Origin of the sequence: Rhizobium acaciae, from assembly GCF_025941625.1 — a bacterium.
Classification (GTDB): Bacteria; Pseudomonadota; Alphaproteobacteria; order Rhizobiales; family Rhizobiaceae; genus Rhizobium; species Rhizobium acaciae.
On sequence record NZ_JAPCZO010000009.1, the window covers coordinates 179,680 to 205,544 of the forward strand.

Below are 25,865 nucleotides of genomic sequence, written 5' to 3' on the forward strand. Positions count from 1 at the left end.
GCGAGAGCACTGACAGGTTTCCCGAGCCCGTCGTGATGACCGTGTCAAGGACTTGGAGCGGCGGCCGACACTGAAGCCGTTGGAGGGTTCGATGAAGCGGAGCATAGTATTTGGGTTGGTTTTCGCCGTTGTGCTGACAGGCTGCACGACCGGGGCAGGCAATTACTCGTCGGCGGGCCTGGCCCCCATTCCCGGCAGTATCACGTATAATGGCCAGCCTCGCACGAAGTTGACGAAATCGCCCGTGGGCTCTTCCTTCCCCCACACCTTCACAGATCAATGGGGGCGCCAGGTCGAGGAGATCTACATCATCCGGCCCGACCGGAGCTTGCTGATCGCCGAGCGCCACTACCGGCCGGTCTTCTCGCTCGACGACGACTAGAGCAATTCCGGCAAAAGCACGCGGCGGTTTTGCGTCGGGAATTGCGTAAAGACAAAAAGATAGAGCATTTCCGTGACTGCGAGAAAAAACGGAGATGCTCTAGAAGGAGAAATGATCATGCCGCGTCGCAAGATCACTGAGACGACGACCCTCGATAACAGAGGAGCCAAGATCGGCGAGCCAGTGCCGAAGGCGGTCATCGATACGAAAACAGCCTCCGTCGGTGTTCCCCGTCAGCCTGATCATGATCTGCGCGAAGAGTTGAGCGCGCTGCGGAAGCAGATCGGTGCACTCCAGCATCAAGTGCTCGATGCCGGCCGATCGGCAAAGGGGAGTGCCGGGAAAGCAATGCGTCAGACGGAAGCTGCGGTGAAGCTCTACCCGGCCTCAACGCTCCTGCTCGTCGCGGCGGCCGCCGGCGCGCTTGCCTTCGCCGTACGTCGCGCCGCCCTGCCGCGCCTTCGGCCTCAACCCGCACTGCGTGAGTTGAGGGATCTCTACGACACGATCCGCGAGCGCCTCTGACAAGATTTCAGGATTGTCAGCAGCGCGATTATGGCCGACGCTTCATTATCGAAGCGAGGGGATAGGCATGTTCGACATCATCATACGCAGCGCTCTTGATATCGTTGGGCGAACTGAGCGCCTTATCGATGCAATGAGGCGACTGCTCCAGAATGACGACCTCGACGAGGTCCAGGTCTACGAGCTCGATTATGAGATCGAGCGGCTCGGGGACATGGTTTTCAACGTGGACGAAGCCGTTCGATCGCTGGCACGCACGGTCGAATGCTGGCCGCAGACCGCTCTCGCACACGGGATCCGTCGGACGTTGCATTGACCGTTGATGGCCGCTTTGGCAACTGACGCGTCACGAGCCCCGCCCTGAGTTGGCAGTGCCGATTCTGCGTGTCACGCCGATGTCACGCGACCGTCGCAGCAATATGTGCTTGATAGACACCGTTAGGCTTAGACCAGGGCGCGGTCAGGCTAAAATTGCTTTTTTCGGTGGGGCATCGCAATGACCTTGAACACCTCGGGGGAGAAATCTCAACCCCATGAGTTCATCTTTCCGGTTCACACCCGGACGATCGCAGAGATCAGGTACAATAGTCTCAGCCGCATCATGACGGTGATCTATCACGACGGCCATTCCTGCACGACTTCCGGCATACAAGGCCCCGCAATGCTGAGGATCCTCGCCCAGCGTCCGTTGGAGCGCTCTCCGTTTCTGTTGCAGACGGTCGTCTGAGGGGAAAGGACGTGGCCGGCCCTTGCCGGTACGGCGCTGCTGGGCATCGGTTTGTTTAATCAGCATGGTCGTGCATCTATTTTCCCTGGGCTGCGTTCACTCCTAACAGCCAGACCTATGGAGGGAACGCCGATGACCTTTCCACCACCGAAGACCGAATCCCCTGCGCAGCGCTTCGAAGAGGCGACCGCAGCCGCGCGCGACGCTTTGGAAAGGCTGATTGCAGCCGCCAATGAAGCCGGATGGGGCACCGAGGAGGTAACCGCGGCACTGCTTAAGGCCGCGCAGCTTCTGAGCGATGCCAACAAGAGAGATCCCGATCCGGCCGACGATCCCTCACTCAGCGATGCGCCTGCAAGGGAGCAGATTGGTCACGGCGAACTCTATGATTAGTGAGCGTAGCACTGGTTTTCCGACGCAATGAGACAAGGGTTGCCGGAATTCGTGTCGAGTGTCGCACGTCTTTGCGCTCGGAACCCGTTCGCAATATGCAAAGGCTCGCTGGCCATGCGGGCGGTAGGGACGAATTTCAAGGCGTTGGTCAGCGCATGAGCAGCGCGACCAAACCAACCCGGGAGTTCACCCCGAGCTTGGAATAGATGTTTCTGAGGTGGGTTCTGACCGTTTCGTAGCTGATGTGATCGGCTATGGCCACCTCTTTTGGAGAATGGCCCGAGGCAATGCTTGATGCGATCCGAATCTCCGTCGCAGTCAGTTTGTAGGCTTCCATTAGGAAGTCTCGCCGCTCATTGAGTGGCGTGGCCACCATCGGCTCGACAATGACGGCCACGGTCGGCCCCTCCAAGAACTCAGTGAACGCATCGGACTGGAGCCGGAGGAGTGTGATGCGATAACTAGCCTTGTCCTTCCCATTTGCAATCGCCGTATGCGGCCTTGTTTGCACACCCTTTCTGGAAGTCAGGAAATCGAGAACGGCAGTCGACCTCTCGCATTGAAGTTCGAGCCTGCCACTCGGGGCGACTTGCACAGGAAAGCCAGCCGCCATTAAGGCTTCCGCGCTCTTATTCCATTGACGTGCTCGCCCTTGCTCCGAAACGTAGATCAATCCGACGCCGATGCTATCAAACAGGGTTTGCGTCGTCTGTCTTTCCGGGGCGAGTAGATCGCGCTTCCGGATGAAGTCGAAAGCTCTTTTCAAATGAGGCGCGAGTATCGTGTAACGCCCGGCTGCTTCCTTGTTGAAATCGGGGTCGGCTGACGACGTGCAGGTCGATAGGACGAAGGTGCGGGTTTCCTCCCGAATGATGGAGACACCGATGCTCGTCTCGCATCGGGCCTGTCCCTTCAGCCAATCGTTGTAGAATTCCGATTTGAGCAAGTCTTCGCGTGGAAAGATTTCGTCTCCGCAGACACCTTGACCAACCGGCACAAAGCTCAATCTCGGAATCCAGGGGTTCACTGCGGCAAAGTGGCTGCTGAACTGGTCGACCTCATTCCTCGAAAACCCCGATACGTAGGGAACATGGGCCACAGGCGAGGCCAGATCGTGGTAATGGAGGGCAGCCTTTCCATTCGGCGAAGTTTGCGCAACGCGATCCAGAAAATCCTGCCAGTTGCACTCACCGAATAGACTTCCATAGATCAAATCTATCAGCTCAGATGAAGCGTCTTTTGACTGGAGCATGATCTTTCTGAAAATCCCACAGCGAGTATTTTCGGTATTAAATAACGTTGGTCAGGCAAAGACAACAGCAACCCCATGTAATATCAAGCCGGCGGCCATGGGCATTCGTGACCTATCGCAATGCGGTACTACTCGCTGCTTCGCAAAGCGATGGGGGTATAGCCAACTCCATAGGCCTCACCGGCCAATCGTGGCGACGGAGCCGCGCAGGACGAGGCTCGTGCTGACGCGTAGACGTTCGACGGCAAGAGGGGTGCGCTCGATACGGGCGATGAGCCGCTCGCCGGCGAGCTTGCCCATCTCGTAGACGCGCTGGTCGACGATGGTGATCGGCGGAACGGTGACGCTGGTCCAATCGGCGTCGAGAAACGAAATCATCGACACGTCCTTGGGGATCGACAGGCCGAGCGATTGCAGTGACTTGAAGATGCGCAAGCCGACGAGGCTGTCCGATGCCAGCAGCGCCGTCGGCGCAGCACTGTCGGCGAGCAGGCGTTTGATCACGCCATCCGTCTGGCGCTGGTCCGTGGCGCCGAGCCTGACATAATGAAGAGGGTTCGGCAAACCCGCCTCGGTCAGGACGCTGACAAAACCTTCTACGCGTTCGCGCACGGCGGAATTCGAGATCCGCCCGATATCGGTGAGCTCGCCGCCCTCGGCATCCATGGCAGAGACGTAGGCGAGGCGGCGATGTCCTTGCCCGATCAGATGCCGGGTCGCCGCGATGGCCGCATCCCGGTCGTCGCCGGTTACGGCGTCGACATCGAGTTCCGGGATGGCTCGGTCGAACAGGACGAGCGGCACGCCGGCGCGGCGAACGTGGTGGAGATGATCGATACTGTCGCAACTTGCCGGCGTGACGATCAGGCCATCGACGCGTTTGCCGATCAGCAGGTCGACGGCCGATTTTTCCGCATCGAGCTCTTCGCCCGAATTCGCGATGATGACGTTGAAGCCCGCAAGACGGGCCGCATCGCTGATGCCGCGCACCGCCAGGCTGAAGAAAGCGTTCTCGATATCGCCGACCACGACCCCGATGATGCCGGACCTTCCGGTGCTCATGCTGCGGGCGAGTTCGTTCGGGCGGTATTCGAGGGCCGCGGCCGCCGCCATGACCTGATCTGTGATCTTGGCGCTGACCACGCCGTAGCCGCCGAGAACGCGGGCGGCCGTCGCCTTCGAGACCTTTGCGGCCTTCGCGACGTCGGCAACGGTGACTGCACGTTTCGGATGAGCGGAATCTTCCATGGGCCGAGGACTACAAGAATTGTTGACGACCGGTCAATTGACGGATATCAAATATATTGTGAGACCGGTCTCTTTATATCGGAGACCGGTATCTTGTCCATAAATCTTTGCCGCGATGCGCGGTAGCGGTGGGACGATCTACAATGCCGACAAGAGCATTCCTTTCAGAGCGGAGAACGACGATGAAGCCTTTTGAATCACTTCCGGCCATCATGGCCCCGTTGCGGGCCGGCCTTTTGACATGCCTTCTTGCGATGGGGGCAGGCCCTGCGGCCGCCGCCGACAATCCCTATAACCTGATCGAGCCCGGGACTATCAGCGTCGGCACGATGGGCGATTCCAAGCCCTATACGTTTGCGACGGCGGACGGCCAGTTCACCGGTTTCGATATCGAGCTGTTTCTCAACGTCGTCTCCCGCCTCGGCTTTCAAAAAGATAAGGTGACGTTCACGGGCCAGGAATTTTCAGCACTCCTGCCGTCGGTCGCAAACGAAAGGTTCGACGTTGCCGTTGCTGCGATCGGAACCACCGAAGCCCGCAAGAAGACCATCGACTTTTCCGACGGCTATCTTGCCGGTTATCTCTCCGTCCTGACCCCGGATGCCGGCATCAAGGATGCCGGTGGCCTCAAGGGTAAGCGTCTCGGCGTCGTGCAGGGGACATTGCAGGAGGTCTATGCAGCCAAGAATTTCGGGGGAACCGATCTGGTGAAATTTCCCGACAACAATTCCGCGGTGGCCGCCCTCAACAACGGAACAGTCGATGCGCATTTTCTCGACTACGAGGCCGCCAAGCAATATGGCGAGCGCTATCCCGCGCTGAAGGTTGCCGTGAATATCCCGTCCTTCGATGCGCCGGCGGGCTTCGTGATCCGAAAAGGAAATGACGCCTTTCGCACGGCGCTCAACGGCGCGCTTCACGATGCGATGCAGGACGGCACCTGGAAGACCCTTTACGAAAAGTGGTTCCCCGGCTCGCCGATGCCGGAACAGTATCTTCCCAAGAAGTGACGCCGCAAGCCGCCCGCTCATGGCGGGCGGCTTACCAAGGCTCTGCTAAAGCATGTCGCGCATAAGTGTGCAGCGGTTTTGCGATAACGACATGCGTAAAAACAAGGACCTAAAGCGCGACAAGCGAATCCGAAAGATCGCGACGCGCTTTAGTCGGCGGCGTCCGCGCCGGGCAAGAATTCATGGGGATCTGAATGAACTGGCTTGAAAATCTGCGCCGCAGCTTCCTGGACTGGGACGCCATGGCGGAAGTTCTGCCGAGCATGATCAGCGTCGGCCTGAAGAACACGCTGATCCTGGCCGCCGCCTCGACCGTGCTCGGCGTCATCATCGGTATGGCGCTTGCCGTGATGGGCATCTCGCAATCCCGCTGGCTGCGGCTGCCGGCGCGCATCTATACCGATGTTTTCCGCGGGCTTCCGGCGATCGTCACGATCCTGATCATCGGCCAGGGTTTTGCCCGGATCGGGCGCGAGATCTTCGGTCCGTCGCCATTTCCGCTCGGCATCCTGGCGCTCAGCCTGATTGCCGGAGCCTATATCGGCGAAATCTTCCGGTCCGGCATTCAAAGCGTCGAGCGCGGCCAGATGGAAGCCTGCCGGGCGCTCAGCATGAGCCACGGGCAGGGCATGCGCCTGATCGTCATCCCACAAGGCATCAGGCGGGTTCTGCCGGCGCTGGTCAATCAGTTCATCGGAAACGTCAAGGATTCCAGCCTTGTCTATTTCCTCGGATTGCTCGCTTCCGAGCGGGAGATCTTCCGTGTCGGCCAGGATCAGGCCGTCGTCACCGGCAATCTGTCACCGCTGCTGCTGGCGGGCGTCTTCTATCTCGTCATCACCGTGCCGCTGACCCACTTCGTCAATTATATCGATGCGAGACTGCGGCTCGGAAAACAAGGCCGCGGCTCGGGTGCTGCGAGCGGATTGGTCGAAGTAAGCGAGTTGCGGGCCGCTGCCGACCCCCATCCCACGGGCACGGCCGAGGAGAGTACGCCGCGCTTCAAGGGCGGCGCCCTGAACATCCGCGACCTCACCATGGCCTATGGCGATCTCGACGTGTTGAAGGGTGTCGATCTCGACATCGCCGCCGGTACCGTCACCTGCATCATCGGCCCTTCCGGCTCGGGCAAGTCGACGCTGCTGCGCTGCATGAACAGGCTTGTCGAACCGAAAAGCGGCGACATCCTGCTCGATGGCGGGAGCATCCTGGCGATGAAGCCGGAGAGGCTGCGCCGGCGTGTAGGCATGGTGTTCCAGCACTTCAACCTGTTTCCCGATCACACCGCACTCGAAAACGTCATGCTTTCACTGACCAAGATCAAGAAGATGCCGAGGCAGGAGGCGCGGCGCATTGCCGAGGCGCGTCTGGCCGAGGTCGGTCTCGCAGAGCGTCGGGATCATCGGCCCGCAGGTCTGTCAGGTGGGCAGCAGCAGCGCGTCGCCATCGCACGCGCGCTGGCCATGGATCCCGAGGTCATGCTGTTCGACGAAGTGACGAGTGCGCTGGATCCCGAACTGGTGAAGGGCGTGCTCGACCTGATGGCCGCTCTCGGCCGCCAGGGCATGACGATGGCCGTGGTGACGCACGAGATGGGATTTGCCCGCAGGGTGGCCGATCAGGTCGTCTTCATGGATGAGGGCCGCATCGTCGAGGCTGGCTGCCCGCAGCAGATCTTCGACAATCCCAGAAGCGAGCGGCTGAAGCGCTTCCTTGCTGAAGTTCTCTGAAGCGCCTGAGGCAACGCATGGCGCTCCCGGTCGTCCTCATGCCGGGCGTGCCGGATTTCACTCGATCTAGCAAGAGCAGAAAACAAGGTTATCGACATGAATGCTTCCACCAAACCTTCGAAGGTCGTCGTCATCGGCGGCGGGATCTTTGGCGTCTCGACATCAGTCCATCTGGCACGGCTCGGGGTCCGCACCGTGCTCATCAATGACGGCCCGCTCGCCAACGGCGCCTCCGGCCGTTCGCTCGCCTGGCTCAACTCGTCACGCAAACGCTCCGATGCCTATCACCGTCTGCGTTTGGCCGGCATAGATCGCTATCGCACACTGGCCGTTCGGAATCCCGACGCGCCGTGGCTGCGCTTCGACGGGGGCTTGACCTGGGATGCGGACGATGCCGCCAACGAGATCGCCGAGATCTTCGACTATGAGCGCGATCTCGGCTATCACGCGCAATGGCTTGCGCCGGAAAGAATTGCTGCGGCGACGCCGGGTGTCGATGCAAGTGCGGTGACGCCGCAAGGCGCGATCTTCAATCCCGCGGAGGGCTGGGTCGATCTTCCGTCCTTGATCGGCACGCTCGTGGAAGAATTCCGCACGCTGGGCGGCGAGATCGTCACGGACGCGGGTCGCGCGACTGTCGATGTCGAAAGCGGGCGTGCCCGTGGCGTGATCACGGCAGACGGCATGCGCCGCGATGCGGATGCCGTGCTGCTTGCTGCCGGCGGCAACGTCCCCGCAATCGTCGCCGAGGCCGGCCAACATATCGGCGATGCAACGCCTGTCGCCCTTCTCGTCCGGACCAAGCCGATCCGGCACCCGCTGAAGGCCGTGCTCAACACCCCTCGCGTCGCCATCCGGCCGACGCCCAACGGTGGCTTCGCGCTCGACGCCGCCTGGTCCGAGGAAGAAGTGAGCGTGAAGCCCGACGGCAGCTATGATGTCAGGCAATCGACGCTGGAAGGATTGCTGCGCGAGGCCTCCAGGGTTCTCGAAGGCAATCCGGTGCTGGAGGTCGAAGATTATGGGGTCGGCCCGAAGCCTATCCCGGGCGACGGCGAGCCCGTCTTCGGCGAACTGCCGTCGATCCCGGGTTATTTCGTTGCCTTCAGCCATAGCGGCGCCACCCTCGGCCTGATTGCCGGCGAACTGCTGGCGGACGAGATCGTCACTGGACGCCGGCATCCGCTGCTGGCGGAATTTCGGCCGGAGCGTTTCAGCGCGTCGCGAAGATGAAGGCAGGGGCGGAGGCCGATGCATCCTTCTGAGCCCTCGAGCGTTCTATCGCCAGGAACAACTGGAGACGCATCATGTTCAAGGACGAACTCGGGGACACCGGCACAAACAAGGTTATGCGCGACGGTGTGGAAACCGCGCCGGCCTCCTTCGAAGAGGCGAGCATCAATCCTGATCTTATCAGACGTGAGGGTTTCGCCAGCGAGGCCGAATATCGGGCATATATTGCGACGCTCGGTGGTCATGCTTCCGTTGGAGACACCGTTGAGGAGCCTTTCCCGATCTACGAAGGTCATGTCCTGGAAGGCCGTCTGCAAGAACTGCGAGAAGAACTCGAAAACCTCCGCGCTCGCCTTCATGTGATCCAACATCAGGCTGCGACCGTCGTTACGGAGAACGTCCGATGGGCCGATGCCAGCGCCCATGCGCAGCTCGGCAATCAGCCTTGGCTCAAGCTGGCAGGTGCAATGGCGGCGACCTTCGTCGTCACCAGGGGCATCATGCGTTTGCCACTGGGAGCCGTGGCGACGACGGCTCTACCGTTGGTGGCGGCGGTGATGAACCGGAAGCTCGCCCGGTGAAAGTCGTCAGTGTCGATGACTGATCAGGCGAAGCCGATTTCCGCAAGCAGAGGCAGGTGGTCCGAGGCAATCCTTGTCAGGCGGTTTTCCAGGACCGCCGCCTGTTTGACGATGAGATCGTCCGTGACAAAGATGTGGTCCAGGCGCATCAGCGGGTAGCGCGAGGGAAAGGTCGCTCTCGGCGCGGCGCTGCCTGCGAGCTGGGCGTCCTTCAATGACCGCGCGGCAAGTCGGTAAGTCGCCGATGACGGAATGGCGTTGAAATCGCCGCAGAGGATGGTTGGAAGAGGTTCATCCGCTGTGCCGCGCAGCCAGCCGGGGTTCAGCAATGTCGTCATCTGCCGGATGCGCTCGCGGCCACGAAGGCCGAGATGGGTGTTGACGACCAGCAGTTTTCTGTTGCCGACCAGTATTTCGACGGAAATGGCGCCGCGCTGTTCGCCGATGGATGGCAATGGTCCGGCCTTGACCGCGCCTGTCGGCAGCGATGTGATGATCGCATCACCATACTGCTCCTCGGCGATCGACAGCGCCGGATGGAAATGAGCCTGCATCTTCAAAAGCGAGGCGATCGCATGGGCCTGGTCGACGCCGCCGGTCCTGCGCCTGAGGACGTCGACCTCCTGAAGAGCGACGATATCAGCCTCAGCCTCGGCGATGACAGAAGCGATGCGGCCGGGATCGAGCTTCCGGTCGCCGCCGATACAACTGTGCACGTTATAGGTCAGGAGTTTGATTGATTTATCCGGCATGGGCCCCGCTGAACTCGTTCCCCGGGGGAACACAAAACTCGTTTGATCGTTCCCGATTATCGAACCATCGCGCTAGCACTCCTGAGGACAATCGATGAGCTTGAAAAGCATGATCTGGAATGGACTGCTCGTTGCTGCCCTTTGTCTTGCGGTCTTTCTCCTCTATCGGATCTTCCAACAATACAGCCTCGATCAGATCGTCCAATCGGTTCGCAGCATCCCTTTTTCGACCTTTTGCACGGCACTTCTCTTTGCGGCGGGGTCCTATCTGTGCCTGAGCTGCTTCGATCTCCTGGCGATCCGTTCGCTCGGCAAATCCTTGCCCTATCCCAGGATTGCGCTGGCGTCCTTCATCAGTCTTTCGCTCGGCCACAATATCGGCTTTGCGGGCCTCAGCAGCGGCGCCTTTCGCTATCGTTTCTACTCACGTTGGGGGCTGACGGCGGAGGACGTGGCGAAGATCATCCTGTTTTGCGGTGTCACGGTGGGGCTCGGGTTGATCACGCTTGGCGGCATCGCCATGATCGTCAATCCCGGCGATGCCGGGCGCGTGCTGCGCATCGACCCTGCAAGTGTGCGCATCTTCGGTTCGCTGGCGCTCGTCGTGCCGGTGGTCTATGCGGGCCTTTCGTTTTTCATCCGTGGCACGTTGCAGCTATGGCGCTGGACGTTTCAGTTGCCCCGATTTTCGCTCGCGGTTGCGCAGGTCGGGGTCGGGACGATCAATTTCATGCTCGTCTCCGCCTGCCTGCAACAGATGCTTTCGGCCTTCGGCGACGTTGCCTTCTTCAGGTCGGTGACGGCTTACGTGCTTGCCAATTCGGCGATCCTCGCAACGCATGTTCCGGGTGGTCTCGGCGTGCTCGAGGCCACGGTCTCCTATGTTGTGCCGAAGGAGGCGTCGATCGGCGCGTTGATTGCGTTCCGCTGCGCCTATTTCTTCATTCCGCTGGCGCTCGGCACGACCCTTCTCGTCATCAGCGAGGTCGTTTTCCGACGGACGTCACGCGGGGCGAATGAGGCGGCGGACGAGCGTGCCGAGGCCCAGTCGGTTTAAAACTGCGAAGGGTCGAACCGGGTCGAAGATCGCCGTGCCTGAAATCGGTGAAATGCTGCCGGACAGCTCGACGGTGAATTCCCGCAAGCCCCGGGGGCCGTCATTGAGCGCGTCGACCGCCTCGATCAACGAGCCGTTTTGCATAAAGGCTGCGGCAAAGCTTTCCGGGGTGGTTCCGAGATATTCCGAAAGCAGGCGATTGCGCAGGTCCGCGATCGCGCGGCGATGCTCGTTGTTGCCGGCCTCGAACAGCATGTCGCATTCGCCATCCAGCCCTTCCGAACGATTGTTGAGGTTGGAGGAGCCGATGCGGACCAGTTCGTCATCGGTGATGATCAGTTTGGAATGGACGAGCACCTCCACCTCGCCGCTCTCTTTCGCCGTGACTGGCCCGGGCACGATTGGCCCGGGCACGACGGCATAGTAGACGCGCAGGCGATCGGCGCGATCGGCGCGTTTGAGGCGGCGGATGACGCGGTCGCGATTGCCGCCCATGACAATCTTTTCGATCAGCCCATGAGAACTGCGCGTGCAGATGATGACAACTTCGGGGCCGTCTTCCTCCTGCAGCCGCGCGGCAATGGCGTCGGCGACGCGGAAGGAGGCGAGATATTGCGCCTCGATGTAAAGCTGCCGCCGCGCCCGGGCGACGACGTCCAATGTCATGGCGATGCCGTCGCTGACGCCGGGGCGAAAAGCGGTCGACGGCTCCGTCGGCGCCAAGCTGACCGCGATCTCCCTCATCGAAACGGCGAGATCGTCCGGCCAGGCGAAGGGGACGTTTTCGGCCAGCGGCAGGTGGCTTTCGCCGGTGGCGTTTTCCCAGCGCTGCCTGACGATATCGCCGATCAACCTGGCGGCGTCGCCGGTGACCATTGCCTGAACGTCATGCAGCGGATCATAGGAAACGCCCTTGGGGTCGCGCCGTAGCTTATCCTTGGCGCGGTGGAGCCAGGTGTCCCACCGGCGCGACGTCAGGTCTATGCCGCCGATGAAGGAGACGGTATCGTCGATAGAGACGAGTTTTTGATGGTGGCAGCCGCGCAATGTCGGCTGAAGTTCGAAGCGCAGATCGATCTGCTCATTTCTGGGAAAGTTTTTCTTCCGCAGCGGCTGCAGGGACTTGCCGGAATAAACGGGACCGAGCGCCCAGACGAGGATGCGTATTTCGAGCTTCGGATTTGCCGCTGCCAGGGCATGCAACAGGTCGGCCAGCGTTTCGTCGGACTTATCGGGTTCCAACCGGATGTCCGGATTGAAATCCCATCCGACGATCCAGATGGTGCGCCGCGCCTGCCGCAACGCTCGCGCCAGCTCGGCGAAATAGCTGTTGCCGTTGATCAGGAAGGCGGCCTTGGCAGCGCTCCCTTCCAAGGACAAGGCGCTGCCCTCCTGTTTTTGGCGGTCGCCCGGCCGTTGTGATTTTGTCTGGAGCAAGCTCGGGTTATTGAAGATGGTTTCGAATGTCGTCATGATTGCCTCGGCCTCTAACTGGAGCACAAACGCCCGGAATTTGCCTGGGTTCCCCGATAGCGTCGGCGCTACGGGCAGCCTGCGATGCAGAATGCAAGGAAACGAGATGTCACAACGAGCAGGCAGCGCCGATCTTCCCCTTCACGGGGGACGCGTACCGCATTGGCTCGGCGACCGGATGACGCGGTTGGGAACACTGATCACCGAGGCGGTCGTCCATCACTATGGCCGCGACGAATTCCTGCGCAGGCTCGCGCATCCCTTCTGGTTCCAGTCCTTCGGCGCGGTCATGGGCATGGACTGGCATTCCTCCGGCATCACGACCAGCGTTCTCGGTGCGCTGAAGCGCGGGCTGAAGCCGCGTGCCGGCGAGCTCGGCCTGCATGTCTGCGGCGGCCGCGGCGCGCATTCGCGCAAGACCCCGCAGGAGCTCGTGTCGATCGGCGAGCGTGTCGGCCTCGACGGGGAGGGGCTCGCGACCACGAGCCGTCTCATCGCCAAGGTCGATAGCGCCGCCCTTCAGGACGGGTTCGATCTTTATCTGCACGGGTTCATCGTCGCCGATGACGGCCATTGGGTGGTCGTGCAGCAAGGCATGAACGGCGACAGGCGGCAGGCCCGGCGCTATCACTGGCTGTCCGAAGGGCTGGAGAGCTTCGTCGACTCGCCGCATGCGGCAATCGAGGGAAGGAGCCAGGGTGAGATCGTCAATCTTGCCGACCGGCGCGCCGAACGCTCGCGGCGCGGTCAGCTCGATCTGCTGGCGACCCTCGGTCCTGACCGGATCATCCGGGAGGCCGCCGCATTGCTGCGTGCCGAAGCACCGGCGCCCGAACCTGCCGAACAGCCGATGCTGCCGCACCTGATCATGCCTTCCCATCACGACGTCCGCGAGAGCGACGTCAACATGCGGCGCCTGCATGGAAATCTGGCTGCCGCGGCAGCCCGCGGGCCGGCGGATTTCGAGGAGCTGCTGCTCGTTCCGGGCGTCGGCGCCCGCACGGTGAAGGCGTTGGCGATGGTGGCGGAAGTCGTCCACGGCGCGCCTTGCCGCTTTTCCGATCCGGCGCGCTTCTCGATCGCCCATGGCGGCAAGGACCGCCATCCTTTTCCGGTCCCGCTCAAGGTCTATGACGAGACGATCGCCGTGATGAAATCGGCGGTGCAGAAGGGCAGGCTCGGACGCGAGGAGGAGTTGCAGGCGCTCAAGCGCCTGGACGACCAATCCAGGCAGATGGAACGCTATGTGACCGGTCCCGACCTCAAGGAAATCATCGCCGGCGAATTCCGCCAATCCGCCGATTTCGGTGGTCGGAGCGTCTTCGGCTGGGAGGAGCCGCCCGCAGAGTAGGGCACCCCTTTATGCCACTATCTTAACTCGCTGAGCCAGGCAGGGTGACCTCGCCGTTTTCCTCACCATCCCAGTACCGGATGGAGGACGCCGAAACCTTGATAAGAACGATCCCGGGAGTGTCCACACCTTCAGGAAACCACCGCTCGAGATCGGGGACCCAATGTTCTTCGAATGCCGCCTTGTCCCGCACCAGCGAGGCGAAGCCCTCGACAGCGATGAAAATCCCTGGCTTGCCGAGGAGGCTGGGAGGCGCCGTGAACGTCAGCGAGACTGTGTCGATGCCTTCGATCTCCGTGATTTTCCTGCTGTCTTCATACGAAAAGAACCAGGAATCCCCGTCATATTCGACGTCGCCGTTATTGCTCATCGGCCGGGCCGAGATGCGGCCCGACCCTGCGTTCGTCGACAGCATGCAGAAATCGATCTTCTTCAGTTGCGAGGATAGGTCTTCGAGGGTCATGGACGCCATTGCGATCTCCCGGGTTTGAATGCTCGGGAGTAGCGTGCAACCGTCCAGATTGTTCCGTGGAAGGCTCCCTGCGGATATTTTGCCGCACGAAGTCATTGCCAACGATGATCTGCAGACGCGCGCCGCCCTCATGCATCTCATAGAAACAGGAGCCGCTTCACGATCGGCCCGAGCTGCGAATATGGCAAGTACGACGCGCCGACCACCAGCATCGGCAGCAGTGTCGGCACCAGAACAGGCAGGACGTTGTCCCTGTTGATCAGCATTGCGGACGTCTTCAGCGATGCGAGGTAGACCGGCTTCACATCGCGGAATTCCGCCACCTCAGGCTCGCTTTCATCACCGACGACATTGTCCCCGAGCGTCGCACGCTCGCTCCACCGCTCGAAATCCGTCACCTTCGAGAGCGACAGCAGGATCGTCTTCCTTTTCAGACGGGAGACTTGCATGACGACGCCGACAAGCGGAACAGCATAGTAGATCGCGACCACCACCAGCCACGCCCCGCAGACGACGGTGAACAGACCGGGTGTCACGGTCTCGCGCTGCATCATATGGCCGACGCCGGCCGCGAAGACGGAACTCACCGCAAGCGTGAAGAGGCCATAGCCGGCAGGGTAGTAGCTGAGGAAGCCGAGGCCGCCATGGCCGTCGGGATGCGTGACCGCGAGACGGAGATGGCACCTTGCGACGCTCGACAGGAACAGGCACCAGATCACATGCTTCCATACGAGACGCGTCAGCAGGAACCAGTAGACGGTGTTGCCGACCGCCAGGCACCAGAAGCCCGTCATAGAAACGCTTCCGTCGCCGACCGCCCATGGGGGCGCGGATCCGCCAAGGAACGTGGACGCATTGAAGATCGTCGCTGCGAGCGCCAAACCTAAGCAGACGAGTTCCGGAAAGCCGGCAGTTGTTCGAGCGCCTGCGTCACGCAGGGCCTTCCGGGTGTCTGGCATGGACTGCGACGACACGAGCGGAATCCGAAAGAGCATCGAAACGCACTCGTCGAGGGCGAAGCCGATGGGCTTCTCCGCCAGCGTCAGCAGAACGGGCGCGATCAGGAACTTTGCCCACGCTCCCCAGTCGTGAAGGAAGAGGCCGGCCCCGTGACCGCCGCGGGTTGCCAGCAGAATCAGCACGGGGATCATCCAGCACAGGCCTGCGAAGACCAATGCCCGCCATCCGCGCTTGCGCATGCCAAGCCGGGTCATCAGCTCGTAGAACGGCCCGCCATGCATGATCCGCAAGCGATCGTCGTCGCCGGCCATTCTACCCCTCCGCCGCCACCACCTTGGCCTGCTGCGTGCGGATCGCGGCCGCAGCAGCGGCAACACCGTCCCTGTCGTCGCCGCCGACCTGCACCGACGGCGTCGCAAATTCGATGCCGTTCGCCTGGAAAGCCTCGCGAATTTTCGCGTAGGCCTTGCGCCGGATATAGGTCTGCATTCCGGGCGCTGTCGTCATCGCAAAGCTGAGAACGATGCCATAATCGGCGAACTCCTCGACACCCTGTCCTTCTATTTCTCGAATGAAAAGACCTTCTTCCAGTCCGCCTTCATATCGACCACCAGCCAGTTGCGGCGCTCCGCCTCGTCGAGCGCCTTGTCGAGCTTGCCGATTTTGCTGTTTCGATCGTAGGCGACCTCCCGTTCCGCATCCGTGTGATGGACGATCATCGCAAAGCTCGGACCCTTGGCGGTGACCCATCGCAGCATCTCGTAGTCGCCGTCAGAATTCCCGGCCACGAAGATCGGCTTGCGCCCGATGAACTTGTTGATGCCGGAAGGCTTGCCGGCGCCATCGTCGACGAAGTCGATCTTCGGCAGCCTGTTGAGCACGGGCTCGTCGCCGATGGTGGCATATTCCGTCGTAATGGTGCTGCCGACCACCTGTTCCGGCGGGATGCCATACATCTTCTCGGTCATCGGCCGCATGAACTCGACGCCGCCGCCGGAGACGATATAGGTCTTGAAGCCGCTGGCCCTGAGGTAGTCGAGGAGCTCGCGCATCGGCACGAAGGTCATCTCGTCGTAGCGCATTGCGGTTTTCGGGTGCTTGGCGCTCGCAAACCAGTCGGTGACGATCTTCGAGAACTGGTCCGTCGTCATCCCGGCATGCGTCGTCATCGCGAGATCCACGATCCCTTTCTCGCCGCCTTTCATCACGCCCATCGGATCGCCTGCCAGCACCGACTTGAACGGCTCCTTGTCCTTCCATTCAGGGTGCTCAGGTGCGAGCGTCTTCACACGGTCGAGCATAAAGGCGAACTGGAAGTAAATGGGTTGCTCCGACCAGAGGGTGCCGTCGTTGTCGAAGACCGCGATCCGGTCTTCGGGCGCTACGTATCCTTCGCCGCCCTCGGCTGTCGTTGCCTTGACGAAGTCCATGATCCTGGTCTTTGCCGCGGTGTCGTTCCAGGACGACAGGACCTCTTGCGCCACGGCCGTTCCGACGACGCCACTGACGAGCAGCAGGGCGGCGACGAGAAGTGATGCAAGCACGGTGTTGGAGGCCTGGAAATGTCTTCTCATTTCGCTTCTCCTTCGGTGCGCCTGACGCAGCGGAAGCCGACATGGCTGGTCGAAGTATCCTCGGGTTCGGCGTGGCGCGCGGCAGGCCGGTAGCGTCTGCAGTAGTTTGGGGCGCAGAGATGGGAGCCGCCCTTCAGCACCCGCCGCGCTATCCGGATTTCCGGCTGGCGAAGATCGTAGCTTGCCCCGGCGTCGCGTCCGCGTGGGTTGCTCGGGATGCAGCAAGAGTGTTTCGCCGGTTCGGGATGCCGGGTCGACCAGTAGTCGCTGGTCCATTCCCAGACGTTGCCGATCATGTCGTAGAGGCCGAAGCCATTCGGCGGGAACGATCGCACAGGCGAGGTGCGTTCTTGGCCTTTCGGCTTCGTCGACTGGGTAGGGAACGTGCCGCTCCAGGTGTTGGCCATCGGGACGCCGCCCGGCGCGAACTCGTCGCCCCAGGCATATTCCGCGTCGTCCAGCACGCCGCGGCCGGCAAGCTCCCATTCGGCCTCGGTCGGCAAATCGAGCCCCGCCCAGTGCGCATAGGCAACGGCGTCCGCGTAGGCGACGTGCACGACCGGATGATCGAGCTTGCCGCGCAGATCGCTGAGACCGCCGAGGGGGCGGCGCCAGTTCGCACCGAACTTGAATGTCCACCACTGGGAGATGTCGGCGCCGCTCACGGCTTTCGGCTGCGTGAACACCAGCGACCCCGCCCTCAGCATCTCAGGCTTCGCACCGGGATAGTCCTTCGGATCGGGAGCTTTCTCCGCGACGGTGACATATCCCGTCGCCTCGACGAATTCCTTGAACTGCCTGTTGGTGACCGGTGTCTGCGACATCCAGAAGCCGTCCACCTTGACCGGGTGGGCCGGGGCCTCCTCCGGATAGTGATGGTCGGATCCCATCGTGAACGTCCTGCCGGGAATCCACACCATGCCCTCGGATTCGCGCCGGGCTTCTGTCGCGCTGTTGAATGCCAATGCCATCGCGGCCTCCAGAACCGATGTCTTGACCTTAGCTCCCGCGCGCCGTCAGGAAAGAATGTTACTGTTAACTCGACGTAACAACGCGTCCGTCACGCCACCGGATTGAGGGCGGGCAGGGCGGATTTTCGCGCTCGCCCCTTGTTCGTCGCTGCCAAGGTGATGGCGTCCGCGAACTTGCCGCGATCCAATTGCATGTCGCGCGATCGGAAAAGGCGCCGCTCGAGAATGGTGACCTGTGCCGAAAGCCGAGGATTGCCCTGCGCCTCAGCCCAGTCGGAAACCGACCGGAATCCGAGGCTCAAGCTCCAATCCTGAAGCGCCCGATAGATTGCCGGCTCGGGCCCGACCCTGATGACGGTTCGAAGGCGGCGAAGTCTTCTCTGCGGAGAGTTTCGGTGGCTCATTCGACGTCGTTCCGCCCATGCGCGGATTGCCGAGCCCCCTTGCCATGCGACAATTGCTGCGAAGCAGGCGAGCACGGCCGCGCATGATAACAGCACTACCGGCCAGGCATTCCTTCCTTCGTCTTCGCCAGGGGGATCGAATTTCGGATCGATGCGTTCGGTTGAGGGCGCCTTCGCCACGACGATATCAACGGCGGGAAGGGTCGCCGTCGCTCCGGCATGGGCATCCAGGTCGAACCATTGGTAGGAAACGGCCGGCGCCTGGAAGCTGCCTTCGGCAGAAGCCGTGTAGACAACCGTTTCGGTCCGGGTACTACCGGTCTCGACGCTCCGGCCGATCCCGCGCTGTTCGACGCCGTCCGTCAGAGACGGCGGCTTCACATATTGCGCGACCCCGGTCGCCCGGCCCAGATCGACCGGCGGGATCAGCATGGCCTGCGTGTTCTCGGCAAAGACGACGATCGTGCGAACGACAGCGTCGCCGGCTTTCAAACCTGCCGGGCTTCTGTCGAAGGACTGGCTTACCGTCAGGTCGCGTGCAGCGAAGGGCCTGGCCGTCTTGTCGGGAGCGGCCACGACATCGAAGGCGGGAAGGGCTACATGCAACTGCGCCTTGATCGCGCTTCCGTTCGCCGAATAGCCAAGGTCGACCGTGATTTCGGGCAGCACGAAAGATCCGGTCTTCTCCGGGACGATCACGTAGCTCCTGCGTATTCCGGAATATTGAACGTCCGCGATCGTCTGGACGAGGTTCTGGGCACGATCGTCGGAAAGCGTGACAAGGGCGGCCGGGACCTCGAACAGCGGATATTGCGGCGGCGACGTGAAGAATTCCGGCGCGAAGATGTCGACGACGACGTGGACCTGCTGGCCGGGAACGATCCCTTCCGCTCCTTCAATGGCGGCGCGTCCGAAGGGTTCGGCGGCGATGGCCTGTCCGCATATGAAGGCGCAAAGAAGCGTGGCTGGAAGCCTCATGGAGACTGCCTCCTCGCTTCAAGGGAAAACTTGCGGGCCATCAGGTCCGCCGGGCTGACATTGATGTTCTTCATCCACATCTCCGACGTCTGCTCGGCAATATCAATCCGACCTTCCTTGCCCTCCTTTCCCTTCTCGTCGAACTGGACGCTGTCAGGATCCTCGCTCGGCTGCTCGGGCTGTTCTTCCTGCTTTTCCTTCTGTTGCTTCAGCAGTTGCTGGGCGATGGTGAGGTTCGCCTTGGCGTCCGGCCATTCACTTCGTTTATCGAGAGCCTTCTCATAAGCCGCGACAGCCTGCTCGAACTTCGATAGCTGGAGGAGAGCATTGCCCTGGTCGTACCAGCTCTCCGCCGTATCGATGGAAGCAAAGGCGTCGATCGCCTCCCGGAATTTGCCGGCTCGATAGAGGGCGACGCCCTTCCACATCGGATCGGCAAAGCGGTCTGCGGCCTCGTCGTAGTTGCCCCTTTCGAAAGCAATGCGGCCCTGTTGGTCGGAAGTCAGCCATATATCGATCAGTCCCGCCGCATGGGCGCTGCCCGGCGACAGCATCCGCAGGGCGAGCAGCAACGTCGCGATCCGCACCACCCAGCCCTTGCGGAACGACAGGGCCATCGCGACCGCGACCGGGACGACCAGCCACCAGCCGAGATCGCGCCAGCGGTCTCCCTCCGTCTCCTGCTTCTGCGCGAAATTGCTGCGGATACGCTGCATGATCCAGCGAACATCCGTGTCGTCGTCCGTGACGGTCGCGACATCAGCCCTGGTTTCGTTGCCGATCGCCTCGAACCCGGCGACATCGAGCTTGGGAAAGAGGCGTGCGCCGGATGCATCCGAGAGAAATCCGCCATCCGGCGTCTTGACCGGTCCGCCCGCCGACGTGCCTATCCCGAGAATGACGACGCCGTCGTCGCTCGACTTGAGTGTTTGCCCTGCAGCCGCTTCCACTCCGTCGGTCAGCAGCAGGATCGTTCCGGCAACCCCTTCTTTATGCAGGAGGCTTTGTCCGAGCCGCAGCCCGGCTGCCGTGTCCTTGCCCGGCGTCGGCATGATGCGCGTCGCCAATGCCTCGGAGTAGCTTTCAAGCAGCGCCGCATCCTCGGTCGGCGGCAGGACCAGATGCGCGGTGCCGGCATAGGCGACGATCGCGGTGCGCGCGCCCTCTCGGGCCTCGATCACATCCTTGATCTTGAGTTTAGCCCGCTCCAGCCTGGACGGGGTCACGTCGATGGCGTCCATTGTCTGCGACAGGTCGACGGCGATGACGAGAGGCGCCGTGTCCTCGACGAAGGGCGGCGGCTCGCGCTGCCATGTCGGCCCTGCCGCTCCAGCGATCCCGGTAGCGAGGACGGCAGCCAGCAACCAGGAAGGCCACATTCGTGAGCGCCCCGAAGCGTCGACGACGAGGCGGTCGAGCAGATGCGGCGCGATCATGCCCTTCCATTGTGCACGGATGTCGCCGGAGCGTGAAACCATCCAGAGGATCACGACCGGCAGTACGAGAAGGAGCAGGAGCCAGGGACGCAGGAAATGAAAATCCGCGATCATGCCGCTGCCCTCCGCCTGAATGCGGCCGCTGTTCCCGAGGCGAGATAATAGACCGCCAGCAGTGCGACGGCGGCCAGCAGCGGCCAGTGAAACAGCTCGATCCGCGGTCGCCAGGACAGGGTCTTCTGATCCTCCTGCGTTATCTGGTCGAGCACTTCGTAGATCGCCGCCAGCTGCGACTGATCGCCGCCGAAGAAATAGCGGCCGCCCGTGCTCGCCGCGATCTTCTGCAGCGTTGCGGTATCCAGCTTGTCCTCACCCGTCGCCGCAGGGTCTCCGATACCCACCGTATGGACGATCACGCCCTTCGAATTCGCGATCTCGGCCGCCTTCAGGGGCGGCATTCTGCTGGCCGTGTCGTTGCCATCCGTCAGAACGATGAGCACCTTTTCCGGCGTGGTCGTCTTCTCGAACATCTTGATGGCAAGACCAAGAGCGTCTCCCAGCGACGTCCGCGGTCCGGCCATCCCGGGAACGGTGCCGGCGATCATCGTCCGGACGAGCTCGTGATCCATCGTGAAGGGTGAGAGTGGATAGGGCGCGTCTCCGAAGACGACGAGGCCAATCCGATCGCCAGGTCTTTTCTCGACGAAATCGGCGACGACCTGCCTGACCGCTTCGACGCGGGCGAGGGGCGCTCCGTCGGCGCCAGGGAAGTCCCGTGCATCCATCGACTGCGACAGGTCGAGGGCGAGAAGGATGTCGCGTTGCGGCTCGACCTTCTCGATCGGCGGCTCCACGAACTGGGGGCGTGCGAGGGCGAGCACCACCAGGCCCCAGGCCAGGGTCTCGCAGACGAGCTGTGGCCATGTCCTGCGCGTCACCACCGATCCCTCGGTCGGGCGAACGCCCGCCGCCTCGGCGACCTGCGAGAAGAAAGGCAGTCTGACAGAGGCGGACGTCTCCCGATGCGCCGGCAGCAGCCACCAGACCAGCACCGGCAGCGGAAGGGCAAGCAGAATCCAGGGCAGATCAAGCTGATACATGATGTTGCTCGATCCACTTGCGGGCGGCGATGACGAGATCGCCGCAGACATTCGACGGCAGGTCCGCGACGATTTCTGTGCCGTGATATTCGAAGTCGTCCAGAAGGCGTTCGAGCGTGTCTCCGGTCCCATCCTCGTCATGCGCGTCGAGAAATCGAACCCAGCCGTCGCCGGAAAGGGAGGCGACCTCATCGCGCGGCCAGGCTGCCAGCGCCGTGCGCTTCAGAACTTCTGCGAGGTCCTGGATGGCGTCGGGGCGCGTGGCGGGGTGTCGGAGCTTGTCCGAGATCCCTTCCAGCAAGGTCAGGGCCTCGCGCCTGTAGGCGTTGGCGCGGTAGCGCCTGATCCGTCGAAGGATCACCAGGAGAACGGCGAAGGCCAGCAGGGCTGCGACCAGAGCCCATCCCCAGGTCTGCGGCCACCATGAGACCGGCGCCGGCGCCACGATGTCGTGCAGCGAACGCAGCGCCGTCTCCGTCATCGGATCAAGCTTTGCTGCCGGCTCCATCAACGCCTCCGTTGCCGCCACGCAGACTGCTCCAGCAGACGCCTGAGCTGCGGTGCGGTTTCCTCGGCGGCTGAGATGGGCAGCATCGGAAGCCCGAGCTGACACTGCCATGCTCTCAGCTCCCGGCCGCGATTGCGTGCGAACGCGTCGATCGAGGATCGGACGCTTGCTGTTCGCAGAGCCAGCTCCACCTGCGGGCCGCCGCCGCTGACGACGATGTCGCCCGAGGTCGGCAGGTCCAGTAGAAAGGGGTCGTAGACGAGCAGGCAGATCACGTCGTTGCGGCTCGAGAGCCTCAGCAGGATGTCTCGTGTCGTCGCGGTATGGCCGTCGAAGTCGGAGACGATGACCACGAGATGGTCGTGATGGGCGATATTTGCGACCACCGACAAAACTGTGTCCAACGCTTGCGGGTCAGGTTCGCTTTTGCTGTCTGCGCGCAAGCTCGCGTTCTGCCGCGCGATTTTCTCCGCAAAGGCAATCACCGCATTACGGCTGCGGTGCGGCTTCACCTCGCTCGTCGCGCTTTCACCGAAGACGAAGCCGCCGACCCGGTCGCCGGAACCCAGTATGCGCCAGGCGCAGAGCATCGCGGCTTCCGCTGCCGTTACCGATTTCATCGATCGCCTGCTGCCGAAGAACATATTGATCCGCTGGTCGACGATGATCAGCGCGAGCCGCTCCTTTTCCTCGGAGTAGACGCGGACCACCGGTCTGCTGGTTCGCGCGGTGACGCGCCAGTCGATGGAGCGGATGTCGTCGCCGGGCAGATAGTCGCGAAGTTCTTCGAAGATCAGTCCCCGGCCGCGCATCGCCGACTGCATGCGGCCTGCAAGCTGCTGGTGGCTGCGCGCCTTCTGGACGAAGCTCAGATCTCGGGCCCTCGCTTCCAGCGCGACCAGTTCGTCCGTCGAAACATAGACGCCCGCATCGCTCATGAGACCGCCACCAGTTCGACGATGCGGTCGATCACCTTGTCCGGCGTGGTGTTCGACGCATGCGCCTCGTAGGACAGGATCAGCCTATGGCGAAAGACGTCGTTGACGATCGCCTTGACGTCATCAGGGGTGACATAATCGCGCCCCTTCAGCCAGGCATAGGATCGCGAAACCTTGTCGAGGCCGATTACACCGCGGGGGCTGGCACCCACCTGCAGCAGCCTCGCGAGATCCTTGTCGTAACGGCCGGGATAACGCGTCGCGAAGACGAGTGCCACCATGTACTTCTCGACGGGTTCGGAAACGGTGACAGCGCCGATCTCCTTCCGGGCGTCGAATACGGCCTGTGGGCTCAGCCTTTCCGGCGACAGCGGCTTCGCGCCGCCATGCGCCTCGTTTTCTTCTTTGCGGTTGAGCCGCATGATTGACGCCTCCGACGTCTCGTCGGGATAGCCGACTTCGACATGCATCAGGAAGCGGTCGAGCTGGGCTTCGGGGAGGGGGTAGGTGCCCTCCTGCTCGATGGGATTTTGCGTCGCCATCACCATGAACAGCGGCGGCAGCGGATAGCTCTTGCCGCCAACGGTGACCTGGCGCTCCTCCATGGCCTCGAGCAGCGCGGATTGCACCTTGGCCGGCGCGCGGTTGATCTCGTCCGCCAGAATGAGATTGGCGAAGATCGGCCCCTGCTGGAACTTGAATTCGCCCTTGCTGCCCTCGCTGAAGTAGATCTCGGAGCCGGTAATGTCGGCCGGGAGAAGGTCGGGCGTGAATTGAACGCGTGAAAGCTGTGAATCAAGGTTTTTCGCCAGGCTCTTGATTGCTCTGGTTTTTGCGAGGCCGGGAAGTCCCTCGACCAGCAGATGGCCATTGGCGAGCAGCCCGAGGAGGAGCCGTTCGACCATGGTCTCCTGACCGATGATCGAGCGGCCGATACGCGTGCCGAGATCGAGGATGTCGTCGCGAGCCGTCATGGGAGCCTCGGTGAGAAGGAGAGGGGGCGCGCAGGCCGCCTGCGCGCCTTGGTGCGTTGCTTACTTCTCGATACCGCGGTCCTTGAAGGACTGGTCAATCGCCTTGTCCACCTCCTCGCGGACGCCTTCGATGTTGAAGCTGGCGACCCGCTGGCTCGGCGGATACTTGACGAATGTTTCCAGGAAGGCCGCTCCCTGCAACTGACCCTTCACAAGCAGGTAGTCGTTGCGAACGACGAAGTCGTTATATTGATCCGAAACGACGTCCGCCCGTTCGTAGGGATCCATGCGCAGATTGAAGAGCTTCGGAATTCGCCAGGTGACGAGCGGGTTCTGCCAGACTGCAAATCCGCCGGGGAGCTGTTGCTCCTTGAACACCACCTTCCAGTCGTCGTAACGGGTCGCAACGAGATCGCCGTCGTCGTCGAAGTAATAGAAGTCATGACGGGCGCTCTTGTCCGTTTTGCCTGTGAGGTAGTCGAGTTGGTTGTAGCCGTCGAGATGGTTGCGGAAGCTGTTGGCGCTTCCATCCGGCTTCCAACCACTCAGGAGGCGGCTTTTGACGTCGGGATCACCGGCGGCCGCAAGCAGCGTCGGGAACCAGTCGAGGCCGGACATCATTCCATTCGAAACCTGGCCCGGCTGGATGTGGCCCGGCCATTTCACCATGGCGGGAACGCGGAATGCACCCTCCCAATTGGTATCCTTCTCGCTGCGGAACGGCGTCGTCGCCGCGTCGGGCCAAGACCATTGGTTCGGCCCATTGTCGGTGGTGTAGACGACGATGGTGTTGTCGGCGATCCCGAGTTCGTCAAGCTTTTTCAAAATCTTTCCGACCATCTGATCGTGCTCGACCATGCCATCGGCATATTCGTTTCCGACCATGCCGCTCTGGCCCCGCATCGACTCCCGCACGTGCGTGAAGACGTGCATGCGGGTCGCGTTCATCCAGGTAAAGAACGGCTTCTTCGCCTTCACCTGACGGTCCATGAAGTCCATCGCCGCGGCGCTGGTCTCGTCGTCGATGGTTTCCATCCGCTTCTTGGTCAGCGGGCCGCTATCCTCGATCTTACCGTCGGCCGACGCCTTAATGACGCCGCGCGGTGAGTAAGCCTTCAGAAACTCGGCGTCATCCTTAGGCCAGTAGGGCGCTTCCGGCTCCTCTTCGGCGTTCAGATGGTAGAGGTTGCCGAAGAACTCGTCGAAGCCGTGTTTGGTCGGAAGATATTCGTCCCTGTCTCCCAGGTGGTTTTTGCCGAACTGCCCGGTCGCATATCCAAGCGGCTTCAGCGCCTGGGCAATCGTGATGTCGCCGGCTTGCAGGCCGACCGGAGCACCGGGCGCGCCAACCTTGCAGAGGCCGGTGCGCAGGCATGTCTGGCCGGTGATGAAGGTCGAGCGGCCCGCCGTGCAACTGTTCTCGGCATAGTAGTCGGTGAACATCATGCCTGATTTGGCGATGCTGTCGATGTTCGGCGTCTTGTATCCGACGACGCCGAAGGAATAGGCGCTTATATTCGTCTGCCCGACATCGTCACCGAAGATGACAAGAATGTTCGGCTTGGAGGCATCGGTTGCGGCCGGTGCTGTTGCTGCCTGCTGCGCGAATGCCGGGGGTGCAATCGCGGCCGAGGTCATGGTCATCGCGACGACGGCCGTGGCGGCAAGGAGTTTTCGGTAGATGGGCGTACTCATCACAGGTTTCCTTTTTGCTTGCGGTTCGACATTTCTGTCTGCTTTTTGATCGGATGACTTGGTGCGGATACTGCTTCAGGCCCAGCCAGGTGGTAAGCTTGTAACTGTTACTTCGAGGTCGGTCGGAGGTAACAATCGCCC

At 61.9% G+C, this 25,865-nt stretch carries 26 protein-coding genes and 1 pseudogene; 11 read left to right on the forward strand and 16 right to left on the reverse strand.

Features of this window, described 5'->3' with window-relative positions; all coding sequences use genetic code 11:
* The first annotated feature begins 91 nt into the window (after nt 1-91).
* The 5 genes from OLZ32_RS16370 (at nt 92) to OLZ32_RS16390 (ending at nt 2,027) form a co-directional block, all read left to right on the forward strand.
* Nucleotides 92-382, forward strand: a complete 291-nt coding sequence (locus OLZ32_RS16370) for a lipoprotein (RefSeq protein ID WP_003549974.1) — start codon at nt 92-94, stop codon at nt 380-382.
* A gap of 117 nt (nt 383-499) precedes the next feature.
* A complete protein-coding gene (locus OLZ32_RS16375) occupies nt 500-907 on the forward strand; it encodes a hypothetical protein (protein ID WP_264397236.1) in 408 nt (135 codons plus the stop codon).
* 67 nt (nt 908-974) lie between these two features.
* The gene (locus OLZ32_RS16380; RefSeq protein WP_003549980.1) at nt 975-1,223 is read left to right on the forward strand and encodes a hypothetical protein; all 249 of its coding nucleotides are present in this window, start codon (nt 975-977) and stop codon (nt 1,221-1,223) included.
* Nucleotides 1,224-1,403: 180 nt separating this feature from the next.
* On the forward strand, nt 1,404-1,634 hold the full coding sequence (locus tag OLZ32_RS16385; protein WP_264421812.1) for a hypothetical protein: 231 nt from the start codon (nt 1,404-1,406) through the stop codon (nt 1,632-1,634).
* Between the two features lie 132 nt (nt 1,635-1,766).
* Entirely contained in the window at nt 1,767-2,027 is a 261-nt protein-coding gene (locus OLZ32_RS16390) for a hypothetical protein (RefSeq protein WP_003549994.1), read from the forward strand.
* A gap of 148 nt (nt 2,028-2,175) precedes the next feature.
* Here the strand turns inward: OLZ32_RS16390 and OLZ32_RS16395 are convergent, their stop codons facing one another.
* Together OLZ32_RS16395 and OLZ32_RS16400 are read right to left on the reverse strand one after the other, a co-directional pair.
* Nucleotides 2,176-3,279, reverse strand: coding sequence for a helix-turn-helix transcriptional regulator (locus OLZ32_RS16395; protein ID WP_264397238.1), 1,104 nt, complete (start codon nt 3,277-3,279; stop codon nt 2,176-2,178).
* A 177-nt stretch (nt 3,280-3,456) separates the two neighbouring features.
* The gene (locus OLZ32_RS16400; RefSeq protein ID WP_264397239.1) at nt 3,457-4,527 is read right to left on the reverse strand and encodes a LacI family DNA-binding transcriptional regulator; all 1,071 of its coding nucleotides are present in this window, start codon (nt 4,525-4,527) and stop codon (nt 3,457-3,459) included.
* 182 nt (nt 4,528-4,709) lie between these two features.
* Here OLZ32_RS16400 and OLZ32_RS16405 point away from each other — a divergent pair, with 182 nt between their 5' ends.
* The 4 genes from OLZ32_RS16405 to OLZ32_RS16425 all read left to right on the forward strand — a co-directional run bounded on the left by OLZ32_RS16405 (nt 4,710) and on the right by OLZ32_RS16425 (nt 9,081).
* Complete coding sequence (locus OLZ32_RS16405) at nt 4,710-5,537, forward strand: ABC transporter substrate-binding protein (RefSeq protein ID WP_003549997.1); 828 nt, start codon at nt 4,710-4,712, stop codon at nt 5,535-5,537.
* A gap of 194 nt (nt 5,538-5,731) precedes the next feature.
* Complete coding sequence (locus tag OLZ32_RS39240; RefSeq protein ID WP_003549998.1) at nt 5,732-7,267, forward strand: amino acid ABC transporter permease/ATP-binding protein; 1,536 nt, start codon at nt 5,732-5,734, stop codon at nt 7,265-7,267.
* 96 nt (nt 7,268-7,363) lie between these two features.
* Nucleotides 7,364-8,500 carry an NAD(P)/FAD-dependent oxidoreductase gene (locus OLZ32_RS16420; RefSeq protein ID WP_264397240.1) on the forward strand — a complete coding sequence of 379 codons (1,137 nt, stop codon included), beginning with the start codon at nt 7,364-7,366 and terminating at the stop codon, nt 8,498-8,500.
* 74 nt (nt 8,501-8,574) lie between these two features.
* Entirely contained in the window at nt 8,575-9,081 is a 507-nt protein-coding gene (locus OLZ32_RS16425) for a hypothetical protein (protein WP_003550001.1), read from the forward strand.
* A gap of 23 nt (nt 9,082-9,104) precedes the next feature.
* Here OLZ32_RS16425 and OLZ32_RS16430 read toward each other — a convergent pair whose 3' ends face one another.
* Nucleotides 9,105-9,833, reverse strand: a complete 729-nt coding sequence (locus tag OLZ32_RS16430; RefSeq protein ID WP_264397241.1) for an endonuclease/exonuclease/phosphatase family protein — start codon at nt 9,831-9,833, stop codon at nt 9,105-9,107.
* Between the two features lie 94 nt (nt 9,834-9,927).
* Between OLZ32_RS16430 and OLZ32_RS16435 the strand changes: the two genes are divergently transcribed.
* Nucleotides 9,928-10,890, forward strand: coding sequence for a lysylphosphatidylglycerol synthase domain-containing protein (locus OLZ32_RS16435; RefSeq protein ID WP_003550003.1), 963 nt, complete (start codon nt 9,928-9,930; stop codon nt 10,888-10,890).
* On the opposite strand, the gene OLZ32_RS16440 is transcribed toward OLZ32_RS16435, so the two are convergent.
* On the reverse strand, nt 10,837-12,363 hold the full coding sequence (locus OLZ32_RS16440) for a phospholipase D-like domain-containing protein (RefSeq protein WP_264397242.1): 1,527 nt from the start codon (nt 12,361-12,363) through the stop codon (nt 10,837-10,839). The genes OLZ32_RS16435 and OLZ32_RS16440 overlap by 54 nt on opposite strands.
* Before the next feature lie 106 nt (nt 12,364-12,469).
* Between OLZ32_RS16440 and OLZ32_RS16445 the strand changes: the two genes are divergently transcribed.
* A complete protein-coding gene (locus OLZ32_RS16445) occupies nt 12,470-13,714 on the forward strand; it encodes a DUF763 domain-containing protein (RefSeq protein WP_264397243.1) in 1,245 nt (414 codons plus the stop codon).
* A 22-nt stretch (nt 13,715-13,736) separates the two neighbouring features.
* Here OLZ32_RS16445 and OLZ32_RS16450 read toward each other — a convergent pair whose 3' ends face one another.
* The 12 genes and pseudogenes from OLZ32_RS16450 to OLZ32_RS16505 form a co-directional block, all read right to left on the reverse strand.
* Nucleotides 13,737-14,186, reverse strand: coding sequence for a pyridoxamine 5'-phosphate oxidase family protein (locus OLZ32_RS16450; protein WP_264397244.1), 450 nt, complete (start codon nt 14,184-14,186; stop codon nt 13,737-13,739).
* A gap of 137 nt (nt 14,187-14,323) precedes the next feature.
* Nucleotides 14,324-15,457, reverse strand: a complete 1,134-nt coding sequence (locus OLZ32_RS16455; RefSeq protein ID WP_264397245.1) for a hypothetical protein — start codon at nt 15,455-15,457, stop codon at nt 14,324-14,326.
* A 1-nt stretch (nt 15,458) separates the two neighbouring features.
* A pseudogene (locus OLZ32_RS16460) lies at nt 15,459-15,701 on the reverse strand (mechanosensitive ion channel family protein); the annotation flags it as partial.
* A gap of 5 nt (nt 15,702-15,706) precedes the next feature.
* Nucleotides 15,707-16,720, reverse strand: a complete 1,014-nt coding sequence (locus OLZ32_RS16465) for an HAD family hydrolase (protein WP_264397246.1) — start codon at nt 16,718-16,720, stop codon at nt 15,707-15,709.
* On the reverse strand, nt 16,717-17,691 hold the full coding sequence (locus OLZ32_RS16470; RefSeq protein WP_264397247.1) for a formylglycine-generating enzyme family protein: 975 nt from the start codon (nt 17,689-17,691) through the stop codon (nt 16,717-16,719). The genes OLZ32_RS16465 and OLZ32_RS16470 overlap by 4 nt, the downstream gene beginning before the upstream one ends.
* An 89-nt stretch (nt 17,692-17,780) precedes the next feature.
* Nucleotides 17,781-19,073 (reverse strand): BatD family protein, encoded by a 1,293-nt coding sequence (locus OLZ32_RS16475; RefSeq protein WP_264397248.1) that lies wholly within the window; start codon nt 19,071-19,073, stop codon nt 17,781-17,783.
* Complete coding sequence (locus tag OLZ32_RS16480) at nt 19,070-20,623, reverse strand: VWA domain-containing protein (RefSeq protein ID WP_264421814.1); 1,554 nt, start codon at nt 20,621-20,623, stop codon at nt 19,070-19,072. The genes OLZ32_RS16475 and OLZ32_RS16480 overlap by 4 nt, the downstream gene beginning before the upstream one ends.
* Nucleotides 20,620-21,609, reverse strand: coding sequence for a vWA domain-containing protein (locus OLZ32_RS16485; protein WP_264397250.1), 990 nt, complete (start codon nt 21,607-21,609; stop codon nt 20,620-20,622). Before OLZ32_RS16485 ends, OLZ32_RS16480 begins: the two co-directional genes overlap by 4 nt.
* Nucleotides 21,596-22,117: a DUF4381 domain-containing protein gene (locus OLZ32_RS16490; RefSeq protein ID WP_003550023.1), complete on the reverse strand. Its 522-nt coding sequence runs from the start codon at nt 22,115-22,117 to the stop codon at nt 21,596-21,598. The genes OLZ32_RS16485 and OLZ32_RS16490 overlap by 14 nt, the downstream gene beginning before the upstream one ends.
* On the reverse strand, nt 22,117-23,055 hold the full coding sequence (locus OLZ32_RS16495; protein ID WP_264397251.1) for a DUF58 domain-containing protein: 939 nt from the start codon (nt 23,053-23,055) through the stop codon (nt 22,117-22,119). The genes OLZ32_RS16490 and OLZ32_RS16495 overlap by 1 nt, the downstream gene beginning before the upstream one ends.
* Entirely contained in the window at nt 23,052-24,029 is a 978-nt protein-coding gene (locus OLZ32_RS16500; protein WP_264397252.1) for an AAA family ATPase, read from the reverse strand. Before OLZ32_RS16500 ends, OLZ32_RS16495 begins: the two co-directional genes overlap by 4 nt.
* Before the next feature lie 60 nt (nt 24,030-24,089).
* Nucleotides 24,090-25,724 (reverse strand): arylsulfatase, encoded by a 1,635-nt coding sequence (locus OLZ32_RS16505; RefSeq protein WP_003550028.1) that lies wholly within the window; start codon nt 25,722-25,724, stop codon nt 24,090-24,092.
* Nucleotides 25,725-25,865 lie beyond the last annotated feature (141 nt).